Source organism: Neisseria sp. P0007.S010, assembly GCF_051962875.1.
GTDB classification, from domain to species: domain Bacteria; phylum Pseudomonadota; class Gammaproteobacteria; order Burkholderiales; family Neisseriaceae; genus Neisseria; species Neisseria subflava_A.
The window spans coordinates 62,797-79,976 of sequence record NZ_JBQCUX010000001.1; the positions used below are offsets into that span (position 1 = coordinate 62,797).

General features: G+C 51.4%; 18 protein-coding genes. 9 read left to right on the forward strand and 9 right to left on the reverse strand.

Going from position 1 to position 17,180, the window contains the following annotated elements; translation table 11 throughout:
- Window positions 1-20 precede the first annotated feature (20 nt).
- From trpE to mutL, 5 genes are all read left to right on the forward strand, one after another.
- Window positions 21-1,496 carry an anthranilate synthase component I gene (trpE, locus tag ACTHR7_RS00320; protein ID WP_440370123.1) on the forward strand — a complete coding sequence of 492 codons (1,476 nt, stop codon included), beginning with the start codon at window positions 21-23 and terminating at the stop codon, window positions 1,494-1,496.
- 43 nt (window positions 1,497-1,539) lie between these two features.
- On the forward strand, window positions 1,540-2,109 hold the full coding sequence (locus ACTHR7_RS00325; RefSeq protein WP_070646871.1) for an RNA 2'-phosphotransferase: 570 nt from the start codon (window positions 1,540-1,542) through the stop codon (window positions 2,107-2,109).
- An 83-nt stretch (window positions 2,110-2,192) separates the two neighbouring features.
- On the forward strand, window positions 2,193-3,329 hold the full coding sequence (locus tag ACTHR7_RS00330; RefSeq protein WP_440370124.1) for a 5-(carboxyamino)imidazole ribonucleotide synthase: 1,137 nt from the start codon (window positions 2,193-2,195) through the stop codon (window positions 3,327-3,329).
- Window positions 3,330-3,401: 72 nt separating this feature from the next.
- Window positions 3,402-3,884: a GNAT family N-acetyltransferase gene (locus tag ACTHR7_RS00335; protein WP_070583404.1), complete on the forward strand. Its 483-nt coding sequence runs from the start codon at window positions 3,402-3,404 to the stop codon at window positions 3,882-3,884.
- Between the two features lie 36 nt (window positions 3,885-3,920).
- A complete protein-coding gene (mutL, locus tag ACTHR7_RS00340; RefSeq protein ID WP_070646869.1) occupies window positions 3,921-5,897 on the forward strand; it encodes a DNA mismatch repair endonuclease MutL in 1,977 nt (658 codons plus the stop codon).
- 57 nt (window positions 5,898-5,954) lie between these two features.
- Here the strand turns inward: mutL and kdsA are convergent, their stop codons facing one another.
- From kdsA to ACTHR7_RS00355, 3 genes are all read right to left on the reverse strand, one after another.
- The gene (gene kdsA, locus ACTHR7_RS00345) at window positions 5,955-6,797 is read right to left on the reverse strand and encodes a 3-deoxy-8-phosphooctulonate synthase (protein WP_440370125.1); all 843 of its coding nucleotides are present in this window, start codon (window positions 6,795-6,797) and stop codon (window positions 5,955-5,957) included.
- Window positions 6,798-6,871: 74 nt separating this feature from the next.
- Complete coding sequence (panD, locus tag ACTHR7_RS00350) at window positions 6,872-7,255, reverse strand: aspartate 1-decarboxylase (RefSeq protein ID WP_003678944.1); 384 nt, start codon at window positions 7,253-7,255, stop codon at window positions 6,872-6,874.
- A gap of 78 nt (window positions 7,256-7,333) precedes the next feature.
- Complete coding sequence (locus ACTHR7_RS00355) at window positions 7,334-8,875, reverse strand: YdgA family protein (RefSeq protein ID WP_440370126.1); 1,542 nt, start codon at window positions 8,873-8,875, stop codon at window positions 7,334-7,336.
- A gap of 175 nt (window positions 8,876-9,050) precedes the next feature.
- On the opposite strand from ACTHR7_RS00355, the gene ACTHR7_RS00360 reads away from it, so the two are divergent.
- Window positions 9,051-9,641, forward strand: a complete 591-nt coding sequence (locus ACTHR7_RS00360) for an aminodeoxychorismate/anthranilate synthase component II (RefSeq protein WP_377072972.1) — start codon at window positions 9,051-9,053, stop codon at window positions 9,639-9,641.
- 88 nt (window positions 9,642-9,729) lie between these two features.
- The gene (gene trpD / locus ACTHR7_RS00365; protein WP_070646867.1) at window positions 9,730-10,758 is read left to right on the forward strand and encodes an anthranilate phosphoribosyltransferase; all 1,029 of its coding nucleotides are present in this window, start codon (window positions 9,730-9,732) and stop codon (window positions 10,756-10,758) included.
- 64 nt (window positions 10,759-10,822) lie between these two features.
- Here trpD and ACTHR7_RS00370 read toward each other — a convergent pair whose 3' ends face one another.
- The 5 genes from ACTHR7_RS00370 to ACTHR7_RS00390 form a co-directional block, all read right to left on the reverse strand.
- A complete protein-coding gene (locus ACTHR7_RS00370) occupies window positions 10,823-11,071 on the reverse strand; it encodes a CsbD family protein (RefSeq protein WP_070646866.1) in 249 nt (82 codons plus the stop codon).
- Between the two features lie 120 nt (window positions 11,072-11,191).
- Window positions 11,192-11,758 (reverse strand): SGNH/GDSL hydrolase family protein, encoded by a 567-nt coding sequence (locus tag ACTHR7_RS00375; protein ID WP_070646865.1) that lies wholly within the window; start codon window positions 11,756-11,758, stop codon window positions 11,192-11,194.
- 122 nt (window positions 11,759-11,880) lie between these two features.
- A complete protein-coding gene (locus ACTHR7_RS00380; RefSeq protein ID WP_070646864.1) occupies window positions 11,881-12,138 on the reverse strand; it encodes a hypothetical protein in 258 nt (85 codons plus the stop codon).
- A gap of 87 nt (window positions 12,139-12,225) precedes the next feature.
- A complete protein-coding gene (locus ACTHR7_RS00385; RefSeq protein WP_440370127.1) occupies window positions 12,226-14,388 on the reverse strand; it encodes a heavy metal translocating P-type ATPase in 2,163 nt (720 codons plus the stop codon).
- 148 nt (window positions 14,389-14,536) lie between these two features.
- A complete protein-coding gene (locus ACTHR7_RS00390; protein ID WP_070646862.1) occupies window positions 14,537-14,746 on the reverse strand; it encodes a heavy-metal-associated domain-containing protein in 210 nt (69 codons plus the stop codon).
- 147 nt (window positions 14,747-14,893) lie between these two features.
- On the opposite strand from ACTHR7_RS00390, the gene cueR reads away from it, so the two are divergent.
- Window positions 14,894-15,286 carry a Cu(I)-responsive transcriptional regulator gene (cueR, locus tag ACTHR7_RS00395; RefSeq protein WP_049336562.1) on the forward strand — a complete coding sequence of 131 codons (393 nt, stop codon included), beginning with the start codon at window positions 14,894-14,896 and terminating at the stop codon, window positions 15,284-15,286.
- Window positions 15,287-15,535: 249 nt separating this feature from the next.
- On the opposite strand, the gene ACTHR7_RS00400 is transcribed toward cueR, so the two are convergent.
- Window positions 15,536-15,745, reverse strand: a complete 210-nt coding sequence (locus tag ACTHR7_RS00400; RefSeq protein WP_049344680.1) for a heavy-metal-associated domain-containing protein — start codon at window positions 15,743-15,745, stop codon at window positions 15,536-15,538.
- Between the two features lie 144 nt (window positions 15,746-15,889).
- Between ACTHR7_RS00400 and ACTHR7_RS00405 the strand changes: the two genes are divergently transcribed.
- Window positions 15,890-17,062: a sugar transporter gene (locus ACTHR7_RS00405; RefSeq protein ID WP_070460890.1), complete on the forward strand. Its 1,173-nt coding sequence runs from the start codon at window positions 15,890-15,892 to the stop codon at window positions 17,060-17,062.
- Window positions 17,063-17,180 lie beyond the last annotated feature (118 nt).

Consider the following 17,180-nt stretch of genomic DNA (forward strand, 5'->3'; position numbering starts at 1 on the left):
CGTCTGAAAGACTTATCAAGATGATCAGCAAACAAGAATACCAAGCCCAAGCCGCACAAGGTTACAACCGCATTCCACTCGTTCAAGAGCTGCTTGCCGACTTGGACACACCGCTCTCAATCTACCTCAAACTTGCCAACAAGCCTTTCACCTACCTGCTCGAATCCGTTGTCGGTGGCGAACGCTTCGGACGCTATTCCTTTATCGGCCTGCCTTGCAGCCATTATCTCAAAACCAGCGGCAAACATGTCGATGTGTATCAAAACGGCGAAATCGTCGAACAACACGACGGCAATCCCCTGCCCTTTATCGAAGCCTTCCACAACCGCTTCAAAACGCCCGAAATCCCAAGCCTGCCGCGCTTTACCGGCGGCCTGGTCGGCTACTTCGGTTATGAAACCATCTACAATTTTGAACATTTTTCCCACCGCCTGAAACATACGACCAAAGCCGATCCGCTCGGTACGCCCGACATCCTCCTGATGCTCTCGCAAGAGCTTGCCGTAGTGGATAACCTAAGCGGCAAAATCTACCTGATTGTTTATGCCGATCCGTCTCAAGCCAACGGCTATGAACGCGCGCGCGAACGACTTGAAGACATCCGTACCCAGTTACGCCAAAGTTGCGCCATCCCGCTTTCCCTCGGCAGCAAGCAGACGCAAGCAGTCAGCGAATTTGGAGAAGAACCTTTCAAAGCCTGCGTCAACAAAATCAAAGACTACATCTTTGCAGGCGACTGCATGCAGGTTGTCCCCAGCCAACGCATGAGCATGGAATTTACCGACAATCCACTTGCCCTCTACCGCGCCCTGCGTACGCTGAACCCATCGCCGTATATGTTCTACTACGATTTCGGCGATTTTCATATTGTCGGCTCTTCGCCCGAAATCCTTGTCCGCCGCGAACGCGACGATGTCATCGTCCGCCCTATTGCCGGTACTCGCCTGCGCGGCAAAACACCAGCCGAAGACCTCGCCAATGAGCAAGATCTGCTGAGCGATGCCAAAGAGATTGCCGAACACGTCATGTTGATTGACTTAGGACGCAACGACGTCGGCCGTATCAGTAAAACCGGCGAAGTCAAAGTCACCGACAAAATGGTGATTGAAAAATACTCCCATGTGATGCATATCGTCTCCAATGTCGAAGGCCGTCTGAAAGACGGTATGACCAACATGGACATCCTCGCCGCCACCTTCCCCGCAGGCACACTTTCCGGCGCCCCCAAAGTCCGCGCCATGGAGATCATCGAAGAAGTCGAACCAAGTAAACGCGGCATCTACGGCGGCGCAGTCGGCGTATGGAGTTTCAACAACGACATGGATTTGGCCATTGCTATCCGCACCGCCGTGATTAAAAACAATACCCTCTTCGTCCAAAGCGGCGCAGGCGTAGTTGCCGATTCCGACCCAACATCCGAATGGCAGGAAACCCAAAACAAAGCCCGGGCAGTAATTCGCGCAGCGCAAATGGTGCAAGAAGGATTGGATAAATAATTTTCAGACGGCCTGCGCTCTGAAATGACTAAACAATAAGATTATGATACTAAAAGAAAAACAACTAAAATCTATCAGCAAATTCCTCAGCTTTATCTTGCGCCATCATCCCGAGCAAATCGGTATTACTTTGGATAAAGACGGCTGGGTGGATATTGATACCCTGCTGACACAGGTAAACCATCCCGAGCGCGGCTTTACGGGCAATCCGCTGACCTACGAAGTATTGCTGGAAGTGGTCGAAAACAACGATAAAAAACGGTTTACGATTTCCGAAGACGGCAAACGCATCCGCGCGGCACAAGGTCATTCGACGGCACAAGTTCAGGTTGAACACAAAGTGGCAACGCCTCCTCAAATTTTGTATCACGGTACGGCTGAACGCTCTGTTCCGTCTATTTTGGAGCAAGGCCTGCATTCTGCCTCGCGCCATTTTGTCCATCTGTCTGCCGATGCCGCAACAGCCGTCAATGTCGGCTCCCGACACGGCAAGCCGCTTGTATTAACCATCGACACTGTCGCCATGCTTGCGGCAGGACATCAATTTTATCTGGCGGACAACGGCGTATGGTTAACTGAAAACGTTCCGCCGCAATTTATCGGCAAACTTTAAAACATCAGGCCGTCTGAAACCCATAAACCCTTTTCAGACGGCCCGCAAACACCCTACCCAATTTCCTCATAAAGCGATTATCCATGAACACATCCCCCATCCTCCCTCCTGCAATGCTCGGCATCCTCGGCGGCGGACAATTAGGCAGAATGTTTACTGTTGCTGCCAAAACCATGGGCTACAAAGTAACCGTACTCGATCCCGACCCGAATGCGCCGGCGGCGGAATTTGCCGACCGCCATTTGTGCGCGCCGTTTGACGATGAAGTAGCTTTGGAAGAATTGGCAAAATGCACGGCGGTTACGACCGAGTTTGAAAACGTCAATGCCGACGCGATGCGTTTTCTCGCCAAACACACCAACGTTTCCCCCAGCGGCGACTGCGTTGCCATCGCTCAAAACCGCATTCAGGAAAAGGCATGGATACGCAAAGCAGGCCTGCAAACCGCGCCGTATCAAGCAGTTTGCAAAGCCGAAGACATCACTGAAGAAAGCGTACAATTTCTGCCCGGCATCCTGAAAACCGCTACTTTGGGCTATGACGGCAAAGGCCAAATCCGTGTAAAAACATTGGATGAACTCAAAGCCGCGTTTGCCGAACACGGCGGCGTGGATTGCGTTTTGGAAAAAATGGTGGACTTGCGCGGCGAGATTTCCGTTATCGTATGCCGTCTGAACAATGACAACGTGCAAACTTTCGACCCTGCCGAAAACATTCACGAAAACGGCATCCTCGCCTACTCCATCGTCCCAGCCCGACTGAGTGCCGACGTGCAGCAACAGGCGCGACAAATGGCGCAGCGTTTGGCCGATGAATTAAACTACGTCGGCGTATTGGCAGTAGAAATGTTTGTTGTCGGCGATACACATGAATTAGTCGTCAACGAAATCGCCCCGCGTCCGCACAATTCCGGCCACCATACCATCGATGCCTGCGCGGTAGACCAATTCCAGCAACAGGTCCGCCTGATGTGCAACCTGCCTCCGGCTGACACCAAATTGCTGACTTCTTGCTGTATGGCAAATATTTTGGGCGACGTTTGGAAGGAAGACGGCGGCGAGCCCGAATGGCTGCCGCTGCAAAGCAACCCGAATGCACATCTGCATCTTTACGGTAAAAAAGCCGCGCGTAAAGGCCGAAAAATGGGCCATTTTACCGTCTTGGCCAACGATGCGGACAACGCGTTCCAAACCGCACAAACCTTACATCAAAGCCTGTAACCCTACCCACTTTTTTCAGACGGCCTTTGATCGCTAAAGGCCGTCTGAAATCAATTTTTCCGACCATCCGCCATGAGCCTTCTGACCATCCTCCGTCCGGCAACCGAAAAAGACTGCCAAGACATACACAACGCCCATCTGCATGCCGTTCAATACGCCTGCATCCGCAGTTACGATGAAACCATTATGCACACATGGGAAAGTCTGCTCGACATCAACAGCTATTTGGAAACCATCTCTGATAAAAACAAAGCTTTGTGGGTGGTCGAATACAAAGGGCTAATTCAAGGCTTCTTCCAAGTCGATTTCAAAGAAGCGCAACTGGACGCCTTATACGTCCATCCGCTCTTCCACAATCTCGGCTTGGGCACGGCCCTGCTCAGCCGCGCCGAAGAAATGGCACGAAATGCGGGCCTCAGCTTTCTCAAACTGTATGCCTCGCTCAATTCCGTGCCTTTTTATCGCCTCAACCGTTACGAGTCGCTCGGTACTGCCGTGTTGCAGCTGAACAAAACCGTCCGTGTCGAATGCGAATTGATGCGCAAATACCTGTAATTTCCCCTTCCTCCGTTGCTTTTTTGAAAGAAACCGATGTCCCGAATTGCCGCCCTGCCCGACCATCTTGTCAACCAAATCGCCGCCGGCGAAGTGGTCGAACGTCCTGCCAACGCCTTGAAAGAAATCGTTGAAAACAGTATCGATGCAGGCGCAACGGCGATTGATGTCGAACTGGCCGGTGGCGGTATCCGCCTAATTCGCGTCAGCGACAACGGCAGCGGTATCCATCCGGACGACATCGAGCTTGCGCTCCATCGCCACGCCACCAGCAAAATCAAAACCTTAAACGATTTGGAACACGTCGCCAGCATGGGCTTTCGCGGCGAAGGTTTGGCAAGCATCGCCTCCGTCAGCCGCCTGAGCCTGACCAGCCGTCAAGAAGACAGTTCGCACGCAACCCAAGTCAAAGCCGAAGACGGCAAACTCAGCAGCCCTACCGCCGCCGCCCACCCCGTCGGCACCACCATCGAAGCTGCCGAACTCTTCTTCAATACCCCCGCGCGGCGCAAGTTCCTCAAATCCGAAAACACCGAATACGCCCATTGCGCCACCATGCTCGAACGCCTCGCGCTGGCGCATCCGCACATTGCCTTCTCGCTCAAACGCGACGGCAAACAAGTGTTCAAACTTCCTACCCAAAGCCTGCATGAACGGATTGCCGCCATTGTCGGCGATGATTTTCAGACGGCCTCATTGGAAATTGACAGCGGCAATGGCGCATTGCGGCTCTATGGCGCAATTGCCAAGCCGACTTTTGCCAAAGGCAAAACCGACAAACAATACTGCTTCGTCAACCATCGCTTCGTGCGCGACAAAGTCATGCTCCATGCTGTCAAACAGGCATACCGCGACGTATTGCACAATGCACTGACGCCTGCTTTCGTCCTCTTCCTCGACCTGCCGCCCGAAGCCGTGGATGTCAACGTCCACCCGACCAAAACCGAAATCCGCTTCCGCGACAGCCAGCAAGTACACCAACTCGTGTTCCACACGCTCAACAAAGCCCTTGCCGACACGCGCGCCGACTTGACCGAAAGCGTCAGCAACGCAGGCGAAGTGTTGCATGACATTACCGGCGTTACTCCTGCCTCAACGCCGTCTGAAAACGACAGCGAAAATCTATTTGATAGCGCATCCAACTACCCGACGGGCAACAAACCCGATACACGCAATGCCTTTGGTGCATCAGGAAAAACCGCGCCCATGCCTTACCAAGCCGCGCGCGCGCCGCAGCAACGCAGCCTGTCCCTGCGCGAAAGCCGTGCGGCCATGAATACTTATGCCGAGCTCTACAAAAAAACCGACGACATCGACCTTGAGTTGAGTCAATTCGAGCAGGCACGTTTCGGCAATATGCCGTCTGAAACGCCTACTCCCCAAACAGATACGCCGCTTTCAGACAACCTTCCCTCCCAATCCGAACTGCCGCCACTCGGTTTTGCCATTGCCCAATTACTTGGCATCTACATACTTGCCCAAGCAGAAGACAGCCTGTTGCTCATCGATATGCACGCTGCCGCCGAACGCGTCAACTACGAGAAAATGAAACGCCAACGTCAGGCAAACGGCAATCTGCAAAGCCAACGCCTGCTTATTCCCGTAACCTTTGCCGCGTCCCACGAAGAATGCGCCGCCCTTGCCGATCATGCCGAAACGCTGGCAGGCTTTGGCTTGGAATTGTCCGACATGGGCGGCAATACCCTTGCCGTCCGCGCCGTCCCCGCCATGCTCGGTAAAGCCGACGTCGTTTCACTGGCCAAAGATGTATTGGGCGAACTTGCCCAAGTCGGCAGCAGCCAAACCATCAAGGAACACGAAAACCACATCCTTGCCACCATGTCCTGCCACGGCTCAGTCCGCGCCGGCCGCCAGCTCACCCTGCCGGAAATGAATGCGCTCCTGCGCGATATGGAAAATACGCCGCGCAGCAACCAGTGCAATCACGGCCGCCCGACTTGGGTCAAACTGACTTTAAAAGAATTGGATGCGTTGTTTTTACGCGGACAGTAACGCCAATAAAAAGGCCGTCTGAAAATGCTTTCAGACGGCCTTTTAACTTATTTGCCCTTAGCGAATATCCATAGGCGCAAACGATTTCACGGTTTCATCGATTGCTTTAACACGGGTCAGGAAATCTTCCAATTGGGCAAGCGGTAATGCGCTTGGGCCATCGCATTTGGCTTGGTCGGGATTGGCATGGGATTCAAGGAACAAACCGGCCAATCGGGTTGCCATACCGGCAAGCGCCAAGTCCAATACTTGGGCGCGACGGCCGCCTGATGCAGCAGCGCCGGATTCGCGCGTTTGCAGGGAATGGGTTACGTCAAAAATAACGGGCAGGTTGTTACACGTTTTTTTCATCACGCCAAAGCCGAGCATATCGACCACCAAGTTGTCGTAGCCGAAGTTTGCGCCGCGTTCGCACAAAATGATTTGCTCATTACCTGCTTCTTGGAATTTCTCGACGATGTTTTTCATTTGAGACGGGCTGAGGAATTGCGGCTTTTTGATGTTGATGACATTGCCGGTTTTCGCCATTGCCACCACCAAATCGGTTTGGCGTGCCAAGAAGGCAGGCAGCTGAATAACATCGCAGACTTCGGCAACCTGTTGGCATTGGTAAGGCTCATGAACGTCGGTAATCACGGGAACGTTAAACTCACGTTTTACCGCTTGAAAAATCTTCATGCCTTCGTCCAAACCCACACCGCGGAAAGAGTGGATGGAAGAGCGGTTTGCCTTGTCGAAAGAGGCTTTGAATACATACGGGATACCGAGTTTATCGGTTACTTTAACGTATTGCTCACAGGCTTTCAGCGTAGAGTCGAGGTCTTCAAGGACATTGATGCCGCCGAAAAGGGTAAAGGGCGCATCGTTGCTGACGGTGATGTTGTTGATTTGGATATTCACGGCAAAGCCTTTCAGATAAGTTGAATTTGGGAAACAGGCCGTCTGAAACGTTTCAGACGGCCTTTGTTTGAATATTACAACACGGTGTGCGGCGGCTCATAAGAAATCACGTCGCGGATTTTATTGTTCTCATCGACGAGGACGACTTTCGGCTCATGCGCTGCAATTTCAGGTTCGGACAACATAACGTAAGACATGATAATCACGATATCGCCTTTTTGAACCAAACGCGCGGCCGCGCCATTGAGGCAAACGACGCCGCTGCCGCGTTCGCCGGGGATAGTATAAGTTTCAAGACGTTCGCCGTTGTTATTATTGACGATGGCGACTTTTTCGTTAACGCAAATACCTGCCGCATCCAGCAGGTCTTGGTCAACGGTAATGCTGCCGACGTAGTTGAGGTCGGCTTCGGTAACGGTGGCACGGTGGATTTTGCCGCCGAGCATGGTACGGAACATGGGTTTCCTTTTTGATTGTGGGTTGATTTGCGGTTTTAACTTCAGAGAAGTTAAAACCGCTGTTTGTGTGATTGAGGATTAGTTATTGGGAAAGTCTGATTCGTCGAACTCGGGTTCCGGGTCGCTTTGAAGAACTTTTCCGTTTAATTTCAACTCGCTGTTTTGCAGAGTCAGATGGGTTTTGACATTATCGTCTTCTAAGGTCAAATATTTTTCTCTTGCCATACTTTTGATGGTGCTGTCTACCATCAGGCGCAAGGTCTCGTTGATATCGTCGATGCTGGCACGACCTGCGGCTTCATCTTCGGCATTGACGCTAAACAGGCTGCTTGCTTGGTTAACGGCGAGTTGTTCCAACAATTTTTGCGGTACGCTCATGTTGAAGTCGGCTTCGGTTTTTTTCAGCATATCGCCCAAGCTGTTGAGGTCTTTGGCCGTCAAACCTTTAAAGGCAAGCTTGCCGCTGACATCGACATCACCATTAGGCATGGTAAATTTGAAAGTTTTGACGTTTAAAACCGGATTGTTGGTAAACAGGCCCGAAGCCTCGTTTTTGGCCGTCTGAATCAAGGAAGCCTGAATTTCTTCTTCGCTCATTTTCTTCACAGACACTTCGGCAATTTTGTTTTTCAATGCCAGAAGTGATGCAGCATCCAAATGCTCGGCAGCGACATTGATATCCAGAGGGCCGTATTTGTCTTCGCCATAGGTCAGGCTTTCAAATTGGAAACGGCCTTCGCTGTTGATGAATTTATCGACTTCGCCGGTCTGCGTATCGAAACGCAGTTTGCTGACTTCGATTTTAGACGGAGCAATCGTGCCGGTCGGATTGATGAATGCACCGATTTGCAGGTTGGTCACAAGGTTGACCAATTCGTTCAACTTAACGTTGTAATCTATGTTTTCTTTCCATTGCAGCAGGAATTTATCCAGCGTAATGCTACTCTTGCCCAAAGAAAGCTTGGTCAGGCCGTCTTCCGTTTCGGATTGGAAGCGCAGGTTTTCCAAAGACACATCGCCTTTGTCGGCCAATTTGACTTGTAAAGACGGCGCAAGGTAATCGTGGCGATAGCTTTTGAAGCCTTGGCTGTAATCGGTATTGCCGCCAAAGCCTTTCCAGTTAAGTTTGATACCGGAAAGCTCTTCATAGTCGAAGGCGGGGATATTGAGGCTGAGTTTGCCGTCACCGGAAAGGTAAACCGTATTAGTCATGGTCAACGGCGTTTGCTGGCCGAAGAAGCGGTCCAAAACTTTTTTGGTTTCCGGATGGTATTGGAACTCGGTTTCCACGTGCGCACGCGTACCGAAGCCGCCGGCAAACGGGCCGTGTGTCACATGGTTAATGACCGTAATCGGCTCTTGCAGGACGGTTTTCAAATTGTCCGGCAGGTATTTTTGCGTATTTTGAAGCAAGGTCGGTTTGAGGCGGATGACGGTCGTCTCGGTTGAACTGAACCAGCCGCGATCGTATTGGTGGGACTCAACGGTCAGGAAGCCGGATTCCTGCAACAGCTTTTGTTGCTCGGTCAGGCTTTCTTCCGCTTTGACACCAAGATAATAAGGCGTGCCGAGCGCAGCGGCGACAACAACGGCGGCAGTCGGGATAAGATACTTTTTCATCACTTCAAACAGATTAGGTTCAAAGCGTAAAGCATAGCATTTTTTAGCTGTTTTGTCTTATCCGCCGTTTCAGACGGCCTTTAGGTAAAGATTGTGATATTATGCAAACATAAACGATTTTTACACTTTTGGCAGGCCTTACCCTGACTGCCAAAATGTCATTAAAGGTTTGCAAATGCTTTTATTCATTGATAATTACGACAGCTTCACCTACAACATCGTCCAATACTTTGCCGAATTGGGGCAGGAAGTTTTGGTTCGCTGCAACGATGAAATCACCATCGAAGAAATCGAAGCCCTGAAACCTCAATATCTGGTCATCGGCCCCGGCCCTTGTTCCCCTAAAGAAGCAGGCATTTCTGTTGCGGCCATGCAGCACTTTGCCGGCAGGCTGCCCGTCATGGGCGTGTGCCTCGGTCATCAAACCATGGGCGAAGCGTTCGGCGGCAATGTCGTGCGCGCGCAAACGATGATGCATGGCAAAGTCTCCCCCGTTTTCCATCACGGCACAGGCATGTTTAAAGACCTGCCCAATCCGGTCAACTGCACGCGCTACCACAGCCTGGCCATCGACCGCGCCACCCTGCCCAACTGCCTCGAAATTACCGCATGGACGGAAGACGGCGAAATCATGGGCGTACGCCACAAAGAATATGCCATCGAAGGCGTACAGTTCCACCCCGAAGCCCTGCTGACCGAACACGGCCACGATATGCTGAAAAACTTCTTGGAAGAATTCAAAGACTATCGACCGCAAAAATCTTAATGAAAGGCCGTCTGAAAGGCGTTTGACTGTGTTCAAACCGCATTTTCAGACGGCCTGAATCACATCGGACACGAACAAAGGAAAAATCATGATTACCCCTCAACAAGCGATTGAACGCCTCATCAGCAACAACGAACTTTTCTACGATGAAATGACCGATCTCATGCGCCAAATCATGAGCGGCCAAGTTCCTCCCGAGCAAATCGCCGCCATCCTGACCGGCCTGCGGATTAAAGTTGAAACCGTTTCCGAGATTACCGCCGCAGCCAGCGTGATGCGTGAATTTGCCACTAAAGTGCCGCTGGAAAACGCCGATGACTTGGTCGATATTGTCGGCACAGGTGGCGACGGTGCCAAAACCTTCAATATTTCCACGACTTCCATGTTTGTCGCGGCTGCGGCAGGCGCGAAAGTCGCCAAACACGGCGGCCGCTCCGTTTCTTCATCCAGCGGCGCTGCCGATGTTATGGAACAAATGGGCGCCAACCTCAATCTCAACCCCGAACAGGTTGCCCAAAGTATTCAGCAAACCGGCATCGGCTTTATGTTCGCGCCCAACCATCACAGCGCCATGCGCTATGTTGCTCCCGTCCGCCGTTCGCTCGGCTTCCGCAGCATCTTCAATATCTTGGGCCCACTGACCAATCCGGCCGGCGCGGCAAACCAACTCTTGGGCGTGTTCCACATCGACTTGTGCGGCATTCTTTCCCGCGTATTGCAACAACTTGGTTCCAAACATGTTTTGGTTGTGTGCGGCGAAGGCGGTTTGGATGAAATCACGCTGACCGGCAAAACCCGCGTTGCCGAACTGAAAGACGGAAAAATTACCGAATACGACATCAGCCCGGCCGATTTCGGCATGGAAGTCCGCCGCAATTTAGACGAAATCAAAGTCGAAAATGCGCAAGAATCCCTGCAAAAAATGAACGAAGTGCTGGACGGCAAAGCCGGTGCCGCACGCGATATCGTCGTCCTCAATGCCGCCGCCGCTCTCTATGCAGGAAATGCGGTTACTTCGCTGGCAGATGGCGTCAAAGCTGCTCAAGAAGCCATCGACTCCGGCAAAGCCAAAGCCAAAAAAGACGAATTTATCGAATTTGGCAAACAGTTTGCCTAAACTTTAAAACCATAAACAAAGGCCGTCTGAAAAATCTTTCAGACGGCCTTTTATTCTTTAAATATTAAAATTTGCTTTTAATATCATTAATCAAGCCTTCAGCTTTTTCTTTGGCTTCATCAACCAAATGCTCGGCTTCTTCTTTGCCTTTTTGCAAAACATCACCTGCTTTTTCTTCAATATCGCCGACCACTTCTTTTACTTTGCCAACGCCTTGTTGAACCAAGCCCTCAGCTTCAAGTTTAGCATTGCCGGATACATCGCCAGCCACTTCTTTTACTTTACCGCTGATTTTATCTAATTCGCCGCTCATGGTCATACTCCTGGATTAAATGTTGATAGGATGAGTGCTACATTACCTTATATCGGGGGCTTCGTTTCAACTTTAAAGGCCGTCTGAAAGCCAAAACATGACAAAACGAGTTAAATTAGGTTAATCCATCTGTTTCAATATCGCTTCGGCTACTGCCTTGCCTATTATCTTACTGCCGAACTCATTGAAATGAAGCCCGTCGCACAGCATCACATCGGTCAAATCCTGCTCAAACATCAAACCGTATAAATCGTTGACGGTAAAACCATATTGCCTTGCCAAATCCTCCGCCACACGGTTATAGGCCTTCAAATCAGCCAGATAGCGGCGCGAGGGTTTGACGATATTGTGTACGCTTTCCAAAAACGGCGTACTGCTTGCCCAAATAATTTTTGCCCCAGTCTGTTTCAGATAATCAAAAATTTGAATCAGGTTGCTGCGGTAGGTTTCTATATCGGCCACCGGCTCATTACAGCCTTGATTGTAGCGGATATCGTGTAAACCGCAGTTGATGTGGATAATGTCTACCACAGTCGCGCCCTCTGTCCATTGCCCGATATGCTCTAACACATCATGTGACGAACGGCAGTTTTCCGATGGAGTAACAATATCCGCATCAGGCAAAGCGGCACGTGTGTAAGGCTCCGAAGCAAGCCGCACGGAGTCGCCGATTAAGTAAACGGTCATTTTTGTTCTCCTCCCTTTATTTGAACAAACAGCACGGCCGTCTGAAATATCACTTATATTATTATAAGAGTGCTATTTTAGACGGCCTTAACTTCAGTCAAGTTTTATTGTTAAATCATAAATTAACGCTGACTGTTTTTATAAAAATCAATTAATTGCTTGGCTTGCAACATGGGCAGGCCAAAATGGTCACTCACGACTTTCAAATCCTTCCATTCCTGACCAGTCAGATTTTGCCCAACCCATTTGAGGTTTTCCGGATTGCTTTTGATTTTCTCAAAATACGCCTGCTTGCGTTTCCAGTTGCGCGACCACACCAGTAACATGGTAAAAATACATAAAACAATCAATACAATATTGGTAAACAACATCATGCCCATACAACATACTCCCGCTTGAGTCTCGAAATCAGAAAATATGGATTAAAGGCCGTCTGATAAAACAGTCTTCAGACGGCCTTTATATTATCATTCAATATTCACCCGTTTCAGGCGCAAGGCATTGCTCAACACGGAAACCGAGCTTGCCGCCATTGCCGCGCCTGCGATGACGGGGTTTAAAAAGCCAAGCGCAGCGAGTGGAATGCCCAAGATATTGTAGAAGAAGGCGAAAAACAGGTTTTGCTTGATGTTTTTCAAAGTCGCCTGCGATACCAACAGGGCATCGGCGAGCTGGTTGACCGAATGCTGCATCAGCGTGGCGGATGCGGTGTGTTCGGCAACGTCCGCACCACCTTTCATGGCGAAGCTGACGTTGGCGGCGGCGAGCGCGGGGGCGTCGTTGATACCATCGCCGACCATCGCCACGGTTTTGCCGGTGGCTTTGAGTTTCTGCACTTCGGCAGCTTTATCGCGCGGACTCATATTACCGAAGGCGTGTGCGATGCCCAGTTGTTTGGCGACATATTCAACCGTTCCTTGGTTGTCGCCGCTCATGATGTAAACGTTGATGCCGTGTTTTTTCAGACGGCCTATGGCTTCGGCGGTATCGGCTTTCAATGCGTCGGCAAGTGCGAATGCGCCGATAGGTTTGTTATCGACTGAGACTGCAACAATGCTTGCAATATCCCAAACGCCGTCTGAAAACTTCGGCAAGGTCAGTTCGGCAAATTCGGCTTTGCCTGCTTTCACCAAACCCACGCCTTCCACTTCGGCGGTAATGCCTGCGCCGACAACAGTTTGCGCGTTTTGTGCGGCAGGAATCTCCAAGCCGCGCGCTTGGGCGGCGGAAACGATGGCGCGGGCAAGCGGATGAGCGGCGTTTTGTTCAACGGCGGCGGCGATGCGGTACAAAGCGTCTTCGTCAAAGCCGCCGTCGGCAACGCAATAAACGGCGGCAACCTGCGGCCTGCCTTCGGTCAGCGTGCCGGTTTTGTCCAGCACGACGGCATCGACGTGGGCGGCTTCTTCCATTGCCGCCGCGTCTTTAAACCAAATGCCGTGTTTCACTGCTTTGCCCATGCCGACCATAATCGCGGCAGGGGTTGCTAAACCGAGTGCGCACGGACAAGCAATTACCAAAACGGCAACGGCGTGCATCAGCGCAACCGTCCAATCGCCTTTTACCAGCCAAGTGGCGATAAAAGTCAGAAGCGCGATGCCCACGACGACAGGCACGAATACCGCCGCCGCCTTATCCGCCACGCGCGCAATCGGTGCCTTGCTGCCCTGCGCTTCGGACAGCGCGTTCATCATGTCGCCGAGCAGGGTTTGGCTGCCGAGCTGCGTGGCGCGGTACACCACGCTGCCTTCGGTCATCAACGCACCCGCCAACACTTTGCCGCCCGCTTTTTTCTCTTCGGGGTTGGATTCGCCGGTAAGATGGCTCTCATCCGCCCAACCGCTGCCGCTCTCGATGATGCCGTCGGCGGCAATGCGTTCGCCGTGGTTGGCGCGGATAAGGTCGCCGATTTGCACTTGGTCGATGGGCAGTTGTTTCCATTCGCCATCGCGTTGCACGTTGACTTGGGTCGGCGTGAGTTTGAGCAGCAAGCCCAAGCTGTTCAGGCTGGATTTTTTGGTGCGGTGTTCCAAAAATTTGCCCAGCGACACAAAACCGATCACCATCACGCCTACTTCAAAATACACGTGTGCCATGCCGTGCGCCGCGTGCGGGCTGAAAAACAGCATATAAACGGAATACAGGTAAATCGATACCGTGCCGATGGTAACCAGCACGTCCATGTTCGCCAACCCGCCCTTAATGCTTGCCCACGCGCTTTTGTAAAACGGCACCGCCAGCCAAAGCTGCACCACGCTTGCCAGCACAAATTGCCATACAGGCGGAATCATCCAATCGTGCCGCCCGATCATCATCCCTGCCATGCCGATAAGGAACGGAATATTGATGGCCAACAAAAGCCACAGCCTCCAGCTTACATGCGCTGCTTCTTCGGGCTGCGGCAGCGCGTCTTCCGTTTTTTCCTTCGCGCCGTAGCCGGTTTTCTCGATAATTTTGGCAATGTCGGCTGCGGAGGTTTTGCTGTCGTCAAACGTAACCTGCGCTTCCTCGCTGGCAAAGTTCACCCCTGCCGATTCGACAAAATCTTTTTTGTTCAACACTTTTTCAATACGCGAAGCGCAGGCCTGACAGGTCATGCCTTCGATTTGGAAACGGACTTTTTGTTGCATGGCAAAGCCTCCTATTGATTGTTTGGCGCGTGTTTTTTTGCGTTTCTATATTATCAAACGAAAACGACATAATGGCAAAAAGTAAGTTATCAAGAGACAAAGGCCGTCTGAAGCGTTTCAGACGTCCTTTTCAAAATACGCTTATTGGTTACAAAGCCACATCATAGCCGCCATCTTCTACGGCATCAATCAGCGCGTCGGTATCTGTCTTGCTTTCATCAAAAGTAATCACTGCATTTTTGTTTTCCAAGCTGACTTCTGCTTTTTCCACGCCTTCTACGCCTTCCAAAAGACGGGTTACGCTTTTCACGCAGCCGCCGCAGGTCATGCCGTCGATGTTTAATGTGATGGTTTGCATAGGGTTTCCTTTCTGTTGGAATGAGGCTGAGGTTTTAAAGCCCGTTGCAGCCAAAGCTTTCAGGTAACCTGAAATGATGGGTCTGCTCTTGCTTTCCCGCTAAGTGCCGCCACTATAAAGCTTTACCCGAAGTAAAGGTCAAGCATCATGATGAACATCAGCCAGGCCGCGGCCGAGAGCGGCCTTTCCGCCAAACAAATCCGCGACTACGAAAAGCACGGCCTAATCGCCCCGGCCGCGCGCAGCGAAGCGGGCTACCGCCGCTACGGACAGGCCGACCTTGTCCGGCTGCGCTTTATCCGCCATGCGCGGGAAGTGGGCTTTTCGCTGCCGCAGATCGGGCAGCTTTTGAGCCTGCAACACAACCCGCAGCGCACCAGCCGCGAAGTGAAAACGCTCACCGCGCGGCACATCGCCGAGCTGGAAGCCAAAATCGAACGCTTGCAGGGCATGGTGGCCGAGCTGCAACGTTGGCACGATGCCTGCGCGGGAGACGACTGCCCGGATTGTGCGATTTTGGCCGGGCTGGAGGAGCGTTAGGCGGCTTGGGCAGAATAGAAACAGGCTACCTGAAAAGTTTCAGGTAGCCTTAGTCGGCCGCTAACGGTTTGGTACAGGCCTCGTCGTAATACGGCAGCCACTTGCCGCCGCTTTGCTTCAGATATGCGCGAAAACTTTTGTTTACCCGTGTGGCGGTGTAATCCAAATAATGGCAAAAAGTAAGTTATCAAGAGACAAAGGCCGTCTGAAGCGTTTCAGACGGCCTTTATTCAAAAATACGCTTATCGGTTACAAAGCCACATCGTAGCCGCCGTCTTCTACGGCATCAATCAGCGCGTCGGCATCCGTCTTGCTTTCATCGAAAGTAATCACTGCATTTTTGTTTTCCAAGCTGACTTCTGCTTTTTCCACGCCTTCTACGCCTTCCAAAAGACGGGTTACGCTTTTCACGCAGCCGCCGCAGGTCATGCCGTCGATGTTGAGGGTAACAGTTTGCATTTGTATTTCCTTTCATTCACACAAATATGGTTGCCAAATACTTTACTCCTTACGCAAACAGCTTGCAAATTCTTTATTAAGGCCGTCTGAAAACTGCAGATAGGCGTACAATAACGCCCTGTGCTTCATCAAACGGACATAATAATGACTTCAACATTCAAACAATGGGTTAGCGTATGCGCGCTGGCGGTGGGGGCGTTTATTTTCAATACCACCGAATATATTCCGATTGCGCTTTTGAGCGACATCGGTCAGAGCTTTGGCAAACCTGCAACGGAAGTGGGCATGATGATTACGGTGTATGCGTGGATTGTTGCGCTCCTATCGCTGCCGCTGATGCTGATGACGAAAAACATCGAACGGCGCAAATTATTGCTGATGCTGTTTGCACTGTTTGCGCTGTTTCACGCGCTGTCGTTCTTTTCTTGGAACTTCAACATCCTCTTGGTCAGCCGTATCGGGATTGCGCTGACACACGCGGTATTTTGGTCGATTACGGCTTCTTTGGCGGTACGGCTTGCGCCCACCGGCAAAACCAATCAGGCTTTGGGCCTGCTCAGTACGGGTACGGTTTTGGCCATGGTTTTGGGTATTCCGCTGGGGCGCGTGGTCGGGCAATACTTCGGCTGGCAGCTTAGCTTCCTGCTAATCGGGGTCTGTGCTGCCGGCGTAATGCTGGTGTTGGCTAAAAACCTGCCTGCTTTACCCAGCCAAAATACCGGCTCTTTAAGCAGCCTGCCGAGTTTGTTCAAACGCCGCAACCTGATGTTGCTTTATGCCATGACGGTGTTGATTATTACGGCACACTTCACGGCATACAGCTATATCGAGCCTTTTGTGTTGCAAGTTGGCGGATTTAAGGCAGAACAAGTTACCATCGTTTTGAGCCTGTACGGTTTGGCAGGCTTTGCCGCTTCTTATTTGTTTGGCAAATGGTTTGCCAAATCGCAACGCCTGTTTATGCTTGGCGCGGTGGCGGTCATCCTGCTCTCTGCCCTGCTTCTTCTGCCGTTTGCCTCTTTCCCTTATGCGGTGTACGCGCTGGTGTTTATTTGGGGCGTGGCCATCGTCATTGTCAGCTTGGGCATGGTGTCGAAAGTCTTGGCATTTGCCTCAGATGCAACAGATGTGGCCAACTCGATTTATTCAGGTTTGTACAACGTCGGTATCGGCGGCGGTGCACTTTTGGGACATTATGTGACCGTCTGGTTCGGTCTTTCCAATATCGGCATTGCCGGAGCCTTGCTGGCGGCGGCAGGTCTGGCCGTTTGCGGTTTGTTGTTTAAGGAACAAGACAATCTGACGCAAAATGTTTAAATCCATATAAATCAGGATGGTATTACTGACTCGGCCGTAATTTTGGCAGTTTTACCGATTTGTCCTGATTCTTATTAACCCACGATGGATCTTCATTCCGCCGGATAAGCAGTTTTCT

Excerpts from the sequence above, each read along its gene's own strand:
- trpE (WP_440370123.1), top strand. The coding sequence starts at position 21 with ATGATCAGCAAACAAGAATACCAAGCCCAAGCCGCACAAGGTTACAAC.
- ACTHR7_RS00325 (WP_070646871.1), top strand. The coding sequence starts at position 1,540 with ATGATACTAAAAGAAAAACAACTAAAATCTATCAGCAAATTCCTCAGC.
- ACTHR7_RS00330 (WP_440370124.1), top strand. The coding sequence starts at position 2,193 with ATGAACACATCCCCCATCCTCCCTCCTGCAATGCTCGGCATCCTCGGC.
- ACTHR7_RS00335 (WP_070583404.1), top strand. The coding sequence starts at position 3,402 with ATGAGCCTTCTGACCATCCTCCGTCCGGCAACCGAAAAAGACTGCCAA.
- mutL (WP_070646869.1), top strand. The coding sequence starts at position 3,921 with ATGTCCCGAATTGCCGCCCTGCCCGACCATCTTGTCAACCAAATCGCC.
- panD (WP_003678944.1), bottom strand. The coding sequence starts at position 7,255 with ATGTTCCGTACCATGCTCGGCGGCAAAATCCACCGTGCCACCGTTACC.
- ACTHR7_RS00355 (WP_440370126.1), bottom strand. The coding sequence starts at position 8,875 with ATGAAAAAGTATCTTATCCCGACTGCCGCCGTTGTTGTCGCCGCTGCG.
- ACTHR7_RS00360 (WP_377072972.1), top strand. The coding sequence starts at position 9,051 with ATGCTTTTATTCATTGATAATTACGACAGCTTCACCTACAACATCGTC.
- trpD (WP_070646867.1), top strand. The coding sequence starts at position 9,730 with ATGATTACCCCTCAACAAGCGATTGAACGCCTCATCAGCAACAACGAA.
- ACTHR7_RS00370 (WP_070646866.1), bottom strand. The coding sequence starts at position 11,071 with ATGAGCGGCGAATTAGATAAAATCAGCGGTAAAGTAAAAGAAGTGGCT.
- ACTHR7_RS00375 (WP_070646865.1), bottom strand. The coding sequence starts at position 11,758 with ATGACCGTTTACTTAATCGGCGACTCCGTGCGGCTTGCTTCGGAGCCT.
- ACTHR7_RS00380 (WP_070646864.1), bottom strand. The coding sequence starts at position 12,138 with ATGGGCATGATGTTGTTTACCAATATTGTATTGATTGTTTTATGTATT.
- ACTHR7_RS00385 (WP_440370127.1), bottom strand. The coding sequence starts at position 14,388 with ATGCAACAAAAAGTCCGTTTCCAAATCGAAGGCATGACCTGTCAGGCC.
- ACTHR7_RS00390 (WP_070646862.1), bottom strand. The coding sequence starts at position 14,746 with ATGCAAACCATCACATTAAACATCGACGGCATGACCTGCGGCGGCTGC.
- cueR (WP_049336562.1), top strand. The coding sequence starts at position 14,894 with ATGATGAACATCAGCCAGGCCGCGGCCGAGAGCGGCCTTTCCGCCAAA.
- ACTHR7_RS00400 (WP_049344680.1), bottom strand. The coding sequence starts at position 15,745 with ATGCAAACTGTTACCCTCAACATCGACGGCATGACCTGCGGCGGCTGC.
- ACTHR7_RS00405 (WP_070460890.1), top strand. The coding sequence starts at position 15,890 with ATGACTTCAACATTCAAACAATGGGTTAGCGTATGCGCGCTGGCGGTG.